11 protein-coding genes are annotated in these 13,849 nt (G+C 25.7%); 9 read left to right on the forward strand and 2 right to left on the reverse strand.

From position 1 onward, the window contains the following. The first annotated feature begins 86 nt into the window (after positions 1–86). The 4 genes from pnp to WIGMOR_RS02850 all read left to right on the forward strand — a co-directional run bounded on the left by pnp (position 87) and on the right by WIGMOR_RS02850 (position 7,789). Entirely contained in the window at positions 87–2,174 is a 2,088-nt protein-coding gene (gene pnp / locus WIGMOR_RS02835) for a polyribonucleotide nucleotidyltransferase (protein ID WP_014354317.1), read from the forward strand. Positions 2,175–2,296: 122 nt separating this feature from the next. Continuing rightward, complete coding sequence (locus WIGMOR_RS02840) at positions 2,297–4,042, forward strand: DEAD/DEAH box helicase (protein ID WP_014354318.1); 1,746 nt, start codon at positions 2,297–2,299, stop codon at positions 4,040–4,042. Between the two features lie 233 nt (positions 4,043–4,275). After that, positions 4,276–6,021 carry an ABC transporter transmembrane domain-containing protein gene (locus WIGMOR_RS02845; RefSeq protein WP_014354319.1) on the forward strand — a complete coding sequence of 582 codons (1,746 nt, stop codon included), beginning with the start codon at positions 4,276–4,278 and terminating at the stop codon, positions 6,019–6,021. A 13-nt stretch (positions 6,022–6,034) separates the two neighbouring features. After that, the gene (locus WIGMOR_RS02850) at positions 6,035–7,789 is read left to right on the forward strand and encodes a SmdB family multidrug efflux ABC transporter permease/ATP-binding protein (RefSeq protein ID WP_014354320.1); all 1,755 of its coding nucleotides are present in this window, start codon (positions 6,035–6,037) and stop codon (positions 7,787–7,789) included. A 29-nt stretch (positions 7,790–7,818) separates the two neighbouring features. Here WIGMOR_RS02850 and gpmA read toward each other — a convergent pair whose 3' ends face one another. Continuing rightward, complete coding sequence (gene gpmA, locus WIGMOR_RS02855; RefSeq protein ID WP_014354321.1) at positions 7,819–8,517, reverse strand: 2,3-diphosphoglycerate-dependent phosphoglycerate mutase; 699 nt, start codon at positions 8,515–8,517, stop codon at positions 7,819–7,821. Between the two features lie 251 nt (positions 8,518–8,768). On the opposite strand from gpmA, the gene WIGMOR_RS02860 reads away from it, so the two are divergent. Then, positions 8,769–9,866, forward strand: a complete 1,098-nt coding sequence (locus WIGMOR_RS02860; protein WP_014354322.1) for a D-alanine--D-alanine ligase family protein — start codon at positions 8,769–8,771, stop codon at positions 9,864–9,866. Positions 9,867–9,876: 10 nt separating this feature from the next. Here the strand turns inward: WIGMOR_RS02860 and WIGMOR_RS02865 are convergent, their stop codons facing one another. After that, positions 9,877–10,101, reverse strand: coding sequence for a DNA polymerase III subunit theta (locus WIGMOR_RS02865; RefSeq protein WP_014354323.1), 225 nt, complete (start codon positions 10,099–10,101; stop codon positions 9,877–9,879). A gap of 67 nt (positions 10,102–10,168) precedes the next feature. Between WIGMOR_RS02865 and ftnA the strand changes: the two genes are divergently transcribed. The 4 genes from ftnA to ftsI all read left to right on the forward strand — a co-directional run bounded on the left by ftnA (position 10,169) and on the right by ftsI (position 13,848). Further along, positions 10,169–10,663, forward strand: a complete 495-nt coding sequence (gene ftnA, locus WIGMOR_RS02870; protein WP_014354324.1) for a non-heme ferritin — start codon at positions 10,169–10,171, stop codon at positions 10,661–10,663. 227 nt (positions 10,664–10,890) lie between these two features. After that, entirely contained in the window at positions 10,891–11,814 is a 924-nt protein-coding gene (rsmH, locus tag WIGMOR_RS02875) for a 16S rRNA (cytosine(1402)-N(4))-methyltransferase RsmH (protein ID WP_014354325.1), read from the forward strand. Positions 11,815–11,848: 34 nt separating this feature from the next. Then, complete coding sequence (gene ftsL / locus WIGMOR_RS03610) at positions 11,849–12,139, forward strand: cell division protein FtsL (RefSeq protein WP_408068266.1); 291 nt, start codon at positions 11,849–11,851, stop codon at positions 12,137–12,139. 17 nt (positions 12,140–12,156) lie between these two features. Beyond that, a complete protein-coding gene (gene ftsI / locus WIGMOR_RS02880; RefSeq protein ID WP_014354326.1) occupies positions 12,157–13,848 on the forward strand; it encodes a peptidoglycan glycosyltransferase FtsI in 1,692 nt (563 codons plus the stop codon). Position 13,849: the final 1 nt, after the last annotated feature.

A 13,849-nucleotide genomic window follows, 5' to 3' on the forward strand; every position in this document is an offset into this window, starting at 1 on the left:
AACATTCAAATTAAATGCATAATCTAATATACTTAAATTAAATTAAACTAAAATAAACTCTAATAAGAAAAAAAGGAATTTTTAATTTGTTAAATTCTGTCATTCAAAAGTTTCAATATGGAAAACATATTATTACTATTGAAACAGGCACAATAGCACGTCAAGCGACATCTGCTGTAATAATTAATATGGATGATACTACAGTTTTAATTTCTGTAGTAAGCGATACAAAAGAACGAATGTCAGGTACACAGCAGAATTTTTTTCCATTGAAAATTAATTATCAAGAAAGAGCATACGCCGCAGGACGCTTTCCAGGTGGATTTTTTAGGCGTGAAGGACGTCCAAACGAAAATGAAATATTAGTATCAAGATTAATTGACAGACCTATACGTCCTTTATTCCCAAAAAATTTTTTTCATGACGTTCAAATAATAGCCACGGTTTTATCGGTCAATCCAGAAATAAATCCAGATATTGCATCAATGATCGGTGTTTCTGCAGCACTAAGCTTATCCGGGTTACCTTTTAAAGGCCCTCTAGGAGCAGCTAGGATAGGATACATAAATGAAGAATATATTTTAAATCCTACTACTACTGAACTAATGAATAGTAAGTTAAATATGGTAATTTCTGGAACTTCCAATGCAATTTTAATGGTAGAATCAGAATCAAAGATATTGACAGAAGACCAAATCCTGCAAGCCATGTTATATGGACATAAAAAACAACAAATCATAATAAAAAATATTAATGAATTAGTAAAAAAAGTTTCATGTTCTAAGTGCGAATGGGATAAACTAAAAAATATAGATCTCGAACTACAAGAGTATATTAGTAATAACTTTCGTAAAGAATTAAAAGAAGCATATTTAATTTCTGAAAAGAAAAAAAGATCTGAAAAAATCGCAGATATTAAAAATAAAATTTTTAACAATTTAATAGAAAATAACAACAACGCTAATATAGAACAAGTAGAATTTGTAATTAAAAACATAGAACGTGAAATTGTTCGAAATAGAATTTTATCCGGAAAACCACGTATCGATGGACGTAAAAATAACGTAATTAGAGATTTAAATATTCAGATAGGCATTTTAAAAAGAACTCACGGATCTGCCATTTTTACGCGAGGAGAAACACAATCACTATCTATAGTAACATTAGGTACTGAAAGAGATGCTCAAAATATAGATGAATTAATAGGAGATCGAACAGATAGGTTTTTGTTTCATTATAATTTTCCTCCATATTGCGTAGGAGAAATTGGAATAATTGGTTCCCCAAAGCGCCGAGAAATAGGTCACGGAAAATTAGCCAAACGTAGCTTAATGGCTGTAATGCCAAATTCAAGTGCTTTTCCCTATACCGTACGGATAGTATCAGAAATTACAGAATCTAATGGATCTTCATCTATGGCATCGGTATGTGCAGCGTCTCTAGCATTAATGGATGCAGGAGTACCCATTAAAAGTTCTATTGCAGGAATTGCAATGGGATTAATTAAAGAAAAAAATGAATTTGTTATTTTATCAGATATTTTAGGCGATGAAGATTTTTTAGGGGATATGGATTTTAAAGTAGCTGGCAATACAGAAGGAATTACAGCATTACAAATGGATATTAAAATAGAAGAAATAACTTCAGAAATATTAAAAGAAGCTTTGTATCGAGCTAGAGAAGCAAGAATACATATTCTACATGCTATGAATAAATGCATTAAAGAACCTAAAAATGAAATTTCTGTTTTTGCACCAAGAATCTATAAAATTAACATTAATCCCGAAAAAATCAAAAATGTTATCGGAAAAGGCGGTTCAGTAATTCGAATGTTAACAGAAAAAACTCAATCTGCGATTGAAATAGAAGATGATGGCACAGTAAAAGTAATTTCAAATAATGCAGAAAACGCTCAAAAAGCCTTAAAAGAAATACAGAACATTACCGACGAAACTAAGATACATCAAACTTATCTTGCAAAAATTACGCGTATCGTTAATTTTGGTGCTTTTGCAAGCTTAAGCAATGGAAAAGAAGGATTGATTCACATTTCACAAATTTCGCATCATAAAATCAACGATATTTCAAAGCATCTAAAATTAGGCCAAAAAGTTTCTGTAAAAGTAGTAGAAATAGATAGATACGGCAGAATACGTTTAACAATGAAAATATAAATTTTAAAAAAAATAAAATTTAAATTTATCGCTACTAATTTTCACAAAAATATTTAAAAATTAAACATCTGTATCGCATTAAAACTATTAAAATATTTAATCGAGAGAGGTCACATTAACGCATGTATAAAAAACAAATTTCTTTTTCTGAGCTTGGATTAAATAATGAAATTTTAAAATCGTTACATGATCTCGGTTATATACGTCCTTCTCCTATTCAGGAAGCTTGCATACCGCATCTTTTAAAAGGACACGATGTGTTAGGAGTTGCACAAACTGGTAGTGGAAAAACAGCTGCTTTTTTTTTACCTTTATTAAATAACATTAGATCACAATATAATTTTCCACAAATACTAATTCTTACTCCTACAAGAGAATTGGCATTACAAATAAAATTTGCATGTTCTAATTTATCAAAACATACAAAAAATATTTATATTATTGCATTATATGGAGGTCAAAGTTATGAAACTCAATTAAAAAAAATAAAAAAATTACCTCAAATTATTGTTGGAACACCCGGTCGAATTTTAGACTTATTAAATAAAAAATATTTAAATTTATCTAAAATTACTAGTTGTATTTTAGATGAAGCTGATGAAATGTTAAGAATGGGATTTATTGAAGATGTAGAAAATATACTATCGAAAACTTCAAAACAACATCAAACTGTGCTTTTTTCAGCAACTATGCCACAAGCAATTAACAAAATAGCACGTCGTTTCATGCAATCACCGAAAGAAATTCGAATCCAATGTAATATTAATACACAACCAGATATTCAACAATATTATTGGATAGCTTATAAAATAAGAAAAATAGATGCACTTTTACGATTTTTAGAAATGGAAAATTTTGAAGCAGTAATTATTTTCGTACGTACTAAACATGCTACTTTAGAAATTTCTGAAATTTTAGAAAGAAATGGATACAATAGTTCTGCTTTAAACGGAGATATGAACCAATTACTTCGAGAAAATACATTAAACAAATTTAAAATTAAGAAATTAGATGTTTTAGTTGCTACAGATATAGCTTCTAGAGGATTAGACGTTGAACACGTTAATTTAGTAATTAATTATGACGCCCCATTAGATTCCGAAGCGTATATACATCGTATTGGAAGAACCGGTCGTGCTGGTAGGACAGGAAAAGCATTATTATTTTTAGAAAATAGAGAAAAAAAAATACTTTATAGCATTAAACGTTGTACAAAATTAAAAATTACAGAAATTTCATTACCTAAAACAAAAGATTTAGTTGAAAAACGTTTAAATAATTTATCTAAAAAAATTCAAGAACAAATAAAATATCGAGATCTAGAGAAATATAATCATTTATTATTGAAAATAATGCGTATTATAGATGTTTCCGATACTAAAGTAATAGCAACTATTTTACTCAAATTAATACAAAAAAATAAACCTCTAATACTATCTGAAGATAAAAAAATTTTAAATTTAAATTATAGAAAAAAATTAAAAATCAAAAAACATGAAAAATCTCATCTTAAATCATTACATTCAAATTATTTTTATCGTCTTAATCTTGGAAAAAAAGATTCAATATTTGTTCAAAATATCTTCGAATTGATGATTAATATAGGAAAAATCAGCAAAAAATTTATTAAACATATAAAATTATTTTTTGATTATTCCGTAATAGAATTATCAACTAGTTTATCTAAAGATGCAATTCGGTTATTAACCAATACATCAACTTTTCATAAATCTTTAAAAATAAAATTAATTCATAAAAATCAAAAATCTAAAAATTATATATCAAAAAATACATATTCCCAATATCCACATCGTATTTCAAAATTCATCAAAAATCAAAGTAAAATATCTTCGAGCAAACAATATTAATTTAATTTTAAATACCTTTACTATTTGACATAAATAATATTGTATCAAATAAAATCTTGATAAAATTAAAAATTTATATGAATTATTCATTAGTTAAAATAAATAATTAAATTATTAATTATAATGTTTTATCTAGTATAATATTATAAGACTAATTTGATTAATTACAGTATAATTATACTAAAATATTAATTTTATATAAATTTTAATTTATACACATTTGGAAATTAATTGTGAAATTATTTTTAAAATTAAGTTGGTTTTTTAAGCGTGAGTGGAAAAAATATATTTTATCAATATTATTATTAATTATTATTTCGATATTAAAATTAATTTCTCCTTGGTTAGTAGGAATCATTGTAGATAATGTAATTAATTTACGTTCCACAACGAAAGGTTTATTAATATTAATTTGTGGAATTATCAGTTCATCTATTTTGGTATATTATTTACGTTATATTTGGCGAATAATATTGTTTGGCTCTGCATATCGATTAGCATTAGATTTACGTGATCAATTTTATCTTATTTTAAGTAAACAAAAAAAAATTTTTTATTTAAAAAATAAAACAGGCGATCTAATTACTAGAGCTATTAATGATGTCGATAAGATCGTTTATGCTGTTGGAGAAGGAGTACTAACACTAGTTGATTCTTTAGTTCTTGGATTCTCTGTAATGTTAATCATGAGTATTAAAATTAATATGTATCTTGCATTTTTTTCATTAATTCCTATGCCATTCATGGTGTTATGTATCAATGGATTCGGTAAAAAATTATATTACAGTTTTTGTATTGCGCAAAATGCTTTTTCTCAATTAAATAGTGTAATACATGAAAATCTTAAAAATATACGTACAATAAAATCATTTGGATCTGAAAAATATCAATTTAATTTTTTTATTAGTTCTATTAAAAAATCTCATATCAAAAATATACATTCCTCTAAAATAGATGCTAAATTTGATCCAGTAATCTATTTATCGGTAGGATTATCTAATTTATTAGCAGTTTCCGGAGGAATTTATTTAATTCATAAAAATATTATTACTATAGGAGAATTAACTAGTTTTATTATGTATCTTGGTTTAATGATTTGGCCTATGTTAGCATTTGCTTGGACATTTAATATTGTTGAAAGAGGAAATGTAGCATATAATAGAATTTACACTTATTTGAATACAGAAACATTTACGGACGGCAAAATTTCTTTACCAAGTCGTAAAGGAAACATATTAATTTCAATTAATAAATTTTTTTATCCTACTAATAATCAGATAATTTTAAAAAATATTAAAATTAATATTAAACCAAAAAGTTATGTTGGATTATGTGGTCCAACTGGATCAGGAAAAAGTACATTAATTTCTTTAATATTAAGAAATTTTGATGTGTATGAAGGTAAGATATTGTTTCATAATTTACCTCTAAATTCTATAATTTTAGATGAATGGAGAAGCTTGATTTCTTTTGTTGATCAAGCCCCGTTTTTATTCTCAGATAGTATTAAAAATAATATTTGTTTAGGATATCCTAACGCAACACACAATCAAATTGAATGCGCAGCGAAATTAGCATGTATACATAAGGATATAATAAGCTTTCCAAAAAGTTATCATACAAAAATTGGAGATCAAGGTGTGATGCTTTCGGGCGGACAAAAACAACGTATTGCAATTGCACGAGCATTATTATTTCCTTCAGAAATATTAATTTTAGATGATGCATTTTCTTCTGTAGATAATTATACGCGATATAACATAATAAAAAATATTAAAAAGATAAAGAATTATCAAATTTTGATTATTAGTACGCATCAACTATCTCTTTTGAAAGAAGCTTCAGAAATTTTAGTATTGCAAAACGGTATGATTAAACAGCGTGGAAGTCATAATATGCTTGTTAAAGAAAAAGGATGGTATTCTAAAATGTATAAGTATCAAAAATTTAAATATAGCAATACACTAAACAAAAATTAGGAAGCTTCATACGATGTGTAAAAAAAATTATACTCTTCATCCTTTAAAAAGATTACTACGCTATGCTTTTCCATTTCGAAAAAAAATTTTCTTAATATGCATATTGTTGTGGACTTCTTCTATTATGGAAATTTCGGGACCAATAATTATTAGTTATTTTATTGATTGTTTTTTTAGTGAAATTCAAATTTCTTCGCATATTATAGTAGTTTTAATTTTAACTTTTATAAGTTTTCAATTTTTATCAGCTATTTTAAGATATCATCAAATGTTTTTATTTAGTACGATATCTCTTAGCATTGTTAAAACAATCAGGATTGAGATAATGCGTACTTTACTTAAACAGCCTTTATCTTGGTTTGATGCCCAATCTACTGGTAAATTAATTTCGATTGTTGTTAACGATACGGAAGTTATTAAAGACTTGTTTACACATTTTATATCGTCACTACTAAAAAATATAGCATTAGTTGGGAGTATGTTTATAGCTATTCTAATATTAAATTTTAAATTAGGATGTATTTTATTTTTTTTATTTCCAATTTTATTTTATATAATGCGTTTATATCAATATTATAGCATACCAATTTTTAGAAAATTACGGACTTGTGTTGCAAACATTAATAACTTTTTCAACGAAGTTATTCAAAATATGAGTATTATACAGCAATTTCAACAACAAAAAAGATTTAGAGAAAAATTATATATCCTGGGTTATGAGCATTTTCAAGTAAGAATGAAAAATTTAAAGTTAGAAGGATTTTTACTTCGTCCTTTGTTAAGTTTATTGTTTTCGTTAATTCTCTGTATAATATTATTATTTTTTGGATTAAATACCTCTAAAATCATGGGGGTTGGTATTTTATATACATTTATTAATTATCTTGGTAGATTAAGCGAACCTTTAATAGAACTAGCTGCTCAACAATCTATTTTACAACAATCTATCGCTTCAGGAGAAAGAATTTTTTATTTATTAGATTGCCCTATACAACGTTATGGCAATGATCATCGAAAAATTCTTCAAGGTAAAGTTGAAGTAAAAAATTTAACTTTTTCCTATCATAAGAATCCTATACTAAATCAAATATCTTTTTCAATACCAGAAAAAAGTTTTTTAGCATTAGTAGGTAAAACAGGCAGCGGAAAAACTACTTTAGCAAATTTAATAATGGGTCATTATCCAATTCAAGAAGGACATATATTAATAGATAATAGATCAATAAAAACGTTGTCTAAGTATTCTATGAGAAATAGTATTGCTATGGTACAACAGGAACCTTGTTTTATGGCAAAAACAATTTACGATAATATTGTACTTGGCAGAAATATTAGTGAAAAAAAAGTTTGGTCTATTTTATCTAGTTTAGATTTAATTTCTTTTATCAATTCTTTTCCAAAAGGCATTTTTTCTAAGTTAGATGAATACGGCAATAGATTATCTATGGGGCAAAAGCAATTACTATCTTTTGTAAGAGTATTAGTTTCTGAACCAAGTATATTGATACTTGATGAAGCTACCGCAAATATAGATGCAGATATAGAACAAAAAATTAATTATATTTTGTATAAAATAAAAAATACTACTACTTTAATCGTAATTGCACATCGATTAAGTACTATATTAAATGCTGATCAAATTTTAGTGCTCCATCATGGTAAAATTATTGAAAAAGGTACTCATCAATCGTTATTAAGATCGAAAGGAAAATATTATCAAATGTACTATATTCAAAAATATGATAAAAATTTTTCTTATACATACTAAAATTTTTTTATATTTTAAATTATTACTTTTTAAAACAAAAAATAGTGCTTTTTAGGACATACATTTTTATCAAATTCGTATATTAATGGTACTCCAGTGGGCACATTTAACTGGGTTATTTGTTTTTCGTCAAGATTATCTAATAATTTCATAATTGCTCGAATAGAATTTCCATGTGCAACAATAATTAATTTATTCTTATTTTTTAATTTGGGGAAAATTTTTTTTTTCCAATACGGTATAATACGATCAATTGTAGATTTTAAGCTTTCTGTAGTAGGAAGTTGACCAGAAAGTTTTAAACGAAGATATCGCGGATCATTTCCTGGAAATCGTATGTCATTTGTGTTTAATTTCGGAGGGATACTTAAAAATCCACGACGCCATTCTTTTAATTGTGCACTGCCATATTTTGTTTTAATTTCATTTTTGCTAAATCCTTGTAAAGCTCCGTAATGTCTTTCGTTTAATCTCCAAGATTTTTCTATTGGAATCCAAGATTGATCTATTTCTTGTAAAAGAATCCATAAACTATGAATAGCTCTTTTTAATAAAGATGTATAAGCAAAATCAAATAAATACCCAAAAGATCTTAATACTTCTCCTGCATATTTTACTTCTTTTTCGCCTTTTTCAGATAATTCAATATCTGTCCATCCAGTAAAACGATCTTGATCGTTCCATATACTTCTTCCATGACGCATCAAAACCAATTTAATTATAGACATGTAAATATTTCCTTAATTAGTAAATTTCTGCAATATAATTAATATTTTGAGATCTTTTAATTTATATACATTACAATAATACTAGTGTGTATTAAATTATAAATATATCACTTAAAAATTTTTAATTAAACTGATAATATAATATTATTTAAAAAATACAAGCATATAAAAAAAATTATTGTATTACATACATTTTATAAATTTTTTAAAATGTGCACTATCATAATATCTTTAATAAAGATTAGAATAAAATGAAAATAAACATTGCTATTTTTTTTGGAGGAGAATCTTCAGAACATCAAATATCATTAAAATCATCAATTAATGTTATTCAATCTATTGATAAAAATAAATATCATCTTATTTTAATTGGTGTTGAAAAAAATGGAAAATTAGGAATAAGAACACATAAAAAATATGTTTTATATCCAAATGACATGAATCGTATACAATTAGGTCCAGCTACTGGATATATAGCAGTCATACCAGGGAAGTGGAAATTTAAGTTTTTAAATTTAAGTAATAAAAAAACGTTGCAAGTAGACTTAATTTTTTCAGTTTTACATGGTGAAAAAGGAGAAAATGGTAGTTTTCAAGGATTTTATAATGTTTTAAATGTACCCTACGTAGGTTCTGGAGTTTTAGGATCAAGTATATGTATGGACAAAGACATGACAAAACGTATTTTAAAAACTTTCAATATTCTTGTAACACCTTCAATTACTATAAAAAATCAAAAAAAATATAAAAAAATAAAATATTCAAAAATTATAAAAAAAATTGGTTTTCCATGTATTGTCAAACCAGCTACACAAGGATCTTCGATCGGTGTAAATTTAGCATCAAATTTTTTTGAATTAAAAAAATCAATAAAAAATTCTTTTTTTTATGATAATAAGATACTTATTGAGCCTTTAATTTCTGGTCGAGAAATAGAAGTTGGAATTTTAGGCAACGAACAACCCGTTACTAGTATATGTGGTGAAATTCAACATAAAAATAAATTTTATGACTTTCAAGCCAAATACATCAAGGATAGTAAATTAATTATTCCAGCAAACATTTCAAATAATTTATCAAATAATATTCGTCAAATAGCTAAAAAAGTATTTTTAATGCTAGAATGTAGCATTATGGCTCGTATAGATTTTTTTATAACAAAAAAAGAAGAAATCATTTTAAATGAAATTAATACGATACCCGGATTCACTGAAAATAGCATGTATTCTAAATTATGGGAGGCTTCAGGAGTTAATTTTTCTTCATTAATTAATAAATTAATCGAATTAACTTTAGCTAAAAACAAAAATAAATTATTTTATAAAAAAAAATATTTAAAAAATTTTTAATTTTGTTTTATTATAAAAAAGACCTTTTAATTTTTTTTGCAATTGCTCTATAATGATCTAGTCTTTTATAAAAATACGACAATAAATGTTCGGGTTGCTTATTTGCAATTTTTTGCACTAGGACAGACATATTGTGCCTTTCTTGGAAAGCAATCCCGGAAGCTGCCAAATCAGAAATAATTTTTTCTTTTTCTAAATTAGAAATTTCAGATATATTAAATGTTATTTTTTTCATATATATATTATTATTAATTTTTAGTGTAAATTAAAACAAATTTATTAAAATACAGGATGCTCAAATTATGATTCAAAAAGAAATGATAGCACATTTAAATAAACAACTTAATCTTGAGTTATTTTCATCTAACTTATATCTTCAAATGAGTGTTTGGTGCAATAATAATAAATTATTAGAAGGGTGTAAATTTTTTAAACAACAATCTAACGAAGAAATGAATCATATGTATCGTTTATTTGACTATTTAAATGATTCAGACAGTACGCCTAGAATAGGAGCTATCGATGCACCTCCAGAACATTTCCCATCTTTCAAAGATATCATTCAATTTTCTTATGACCACGAAAAAATGATTAGTAAAAGAATTCATAAAATATCACATTATGCAACAGAAATTCAAGATTATCGAACTTTTCATTTTTTAAAATGGTACGTTTCAGAACAATATGAAGAAGAAAGAATGTTTAAATCTATTTTAGATCGAATAGAGCTGATAAATTCTGATATGCATGGATTATATTTTATTGATCAAAGTTTAAAAGAAATTCGAAAAGTGTAATTGTTATATTAAAATATAATTTTTAAATATTATTAAAAAATTAGCGTATCAATATTTCATTTAAAAAATGCAATCTTAATTATAAGATTTATTTTTAACAGCTAATTAGTGTTTTTAAAAAAATTAAATTTAAAATTTAATTGTTTATTTCAAGAATAAATTTTTTTAAATAAAAATATTCGTATTTAACTGATATTATTATTTATAATAGTTATTATAAAAGAGATATGCACATACCAGTAATGTTAAATGAAGTAATTCATGTAATTAATATTATTCCAAGCGGAACATATATTGATGCAACTTTTGGAGGAGGGGGTCATACAAAAAAAATTTTATCTAAATTAAATTCTCAAGGTCAAATAATCGTTATTGATCGAGATCCACTTGCTATAAAAATAGCAAGCAACCTCCAAGATCCTAGAATTAAAGTTATTCACGGAAATTTTTCATCAATTACACAATATGCAAAAAAATATAATCTTATTGGAAAAGTTAATGGAATTTTGTTTGATTTTGGGATTTCTTCTTTCCAAATTGACGATAAAAATAGAGGATTTTCATTTTTACAAGATGGTCCATTAGATATGCGTATGAATAACATGCACGGAATATCTGCAGCAGATTGGATAAACCGTGCAAAATTATCAGAAATTTATTTTGTATTAAAAAATTTTGGAGAAGAACGTTATGCAAAAAAAATAGCACAAGCTATTATAGAAAATAAAAAAAGAAAATTAATTACTAAAACAAGCGAATTGTCATCTATAATATGCAATACATGTGGTATTTACTATCAAAAAAATAAACATCCAGCACGTAGAAGTTTTCAAGCAATTCGGATACACATCAATAATGAGTTAAAAGAAATAAAAGAGACGCTAAAACAAATATTAACTTTATTAAAAGAAAACGGTCGAATAGTTTTTATTAGCTTTCATTCACTCGAAGATCGTATAATAAAAAATTTTATTAACTATAATAGTAAAATACAAATTCATCCTCATAATCTACCGATTTTAGAAAGTCAAATACAAAAAAAATTTCCAGTCAAGTTAAAAAAATTTAAAAAAATTAAACCATCTCAACAAGAGATATCAAATAATCTTCGCTCGAAAAGTGCTATTTTACGTTTTGTAGAAAAAATTTAGATGATAAAAACAAAAAAAAAATCTTACAAAAATAATTTTACAAGATATATTAAATTATTCTAAATTATCAATAGTAATAGTATTACTAATAATTATTACATCGATATTTTCAATTTATATTAAATATCAAACACGTTACTCTATTTATGAATATGAACGTATTTTATTTGATCAAGTTTCACTAGAAAATGAATGGAGCCATTTAATATTAGAAGAATATACATTAAGTAATCATCGTCGAATTGAATTATTTGCGCTTAAAACATTAAATATGTGTCACATAGATTTGTTAAAAGAAAATATTATAATTTATGCTATTAAATAATTTAAATATATTTTTATATGAAAATTTTTATAATTAAATGGCGTTTTTTAATTTTGTTAAGTTTTATTTTGATTTTTTTGTTAAGTTTAATCATGCGAATAACTTATTTGCAAATTATTAATCCAAATAATTTAATCCATGAAAGCAACATGAGATCTTTGCGTATAGAAACCATACCTGTTTCAAGAGGTATGATTCTAGATAGAAATAAACATCCTCTTGCAGTTAGTGTACCAGTACATGCTATATGGGTAGATCCTAAAGAATTGAATAATCGTGGTGGAATTATTAAAAATATATATTGGGAAGCATTATCAAACGCATTATCTATTTCTTTTGAACAATTGTTTCAACGTATTAACAATAATCCAAATAGCCGTTTTGTATATTTAGCACGTCAAGTAAATTCTGAAATTGGTGAATATATTCATCAGTTAAATTTACCAGGTATACATTTAAAAGAAGAATCACGTAGGTATTATCCTATCGGACAAGCAGCAGCACACATTATTGGAATAACAAACATTGATGGTCAAGGTATTGAGGGGCTTGAAAAAAGCTTTGATCCATGGTTATCTGGAATTCCAGGAAAAAGAAAAATTAGAAAAGATAGGTTTGGAAAAATTATTGAACATATTATATTAAAAAAAACTCAAAAATCTAAAAATTTAATATTAAGCATTGACGGAAATTTACAAACTATAGTATATAAAAAATTAAAAAAATCAGTAGCTTTAAATAAAGCAGAATCAGGTACTGCAATTTTAGTTGATGTAAATACCGGTGAAATATTGGCTATGACAAATGTCCCTTCATATAATCCTAATAATCTCACTAAAACTAATAATAGTATGATGCGTAATAGAGCTATTACAGATATTTTTGAACCAGGTTCTATTATTAAACCAATAGTGATCGTTTCTGCTTTGCAAAAAGGTGTTATCACAGAAAATAGTATTATTGATACACGCCCTTATGTTCTAAATGGATATCGTATAAAAGATGTAGTAGATTATGAAAGTTTAACAATAGAAGGAATTTTAAAAAAATCTAGTAACGTAGGTGTATCCAAAATAGCATTATCTATGCCAATAGAAACTCTTTTGGAAACATATCAATTATTTGGTCTAGATAAATCTACTAAATTAGGTTTGATTGGAGAAAGTAATGGTTTTTTTCCAAAAAATAAAAAATGGACTGGAATTGAAAAAGCTACACTTTCTTATGGATATGGTTTAATGGTAACTCCATTACAATTAGCACAAGTATATACGACAATAGGTGGGATTGGATTTATGCATCCTTTATCTATTATAAAAATAAATAAAACTAATATCGGTAAACAAATATTTTCACCAATAATAATACGTCAGGTAATTCGTATGATGGAAAGTGTTGCATTACCTGGGGGTAGCGGTGTACAAGCAGCTGTACATGGATATAGGATAGCTGTAAAAACAGGAACTTCTAAAAAAGTGGGATCTGATGGAATTTACGTGAATAAATATATTGCATGTGCTGCAGGTATAGCGCCGGTAGAAAATCCTCGTTTTGCATTAGTTGTCGTAATTAATGATCCAAAAGGAGGTAGATATTATGGTGGTTCTGTATCTGCTCCAGTATTTAGTGAGATTATGAATATTGTATTGCATTACATGAATATTCTGCCAGACAAATTGCCCGAGAATACTACAATAGTAAATCGTTAAA

Source organism: Wigglesworthia glossinidia endosymbiont of Glossina morsitans morsitans (Yale colony) (genome assembly GCF_000247565.1).
Lineage (GTDB): Bacteria > Pseudomonadota > Gammaproteobacteria > Enterobacterales > Enterobacteriaceae > Wigglesworthia > Wigglesworthia glossinidia_B.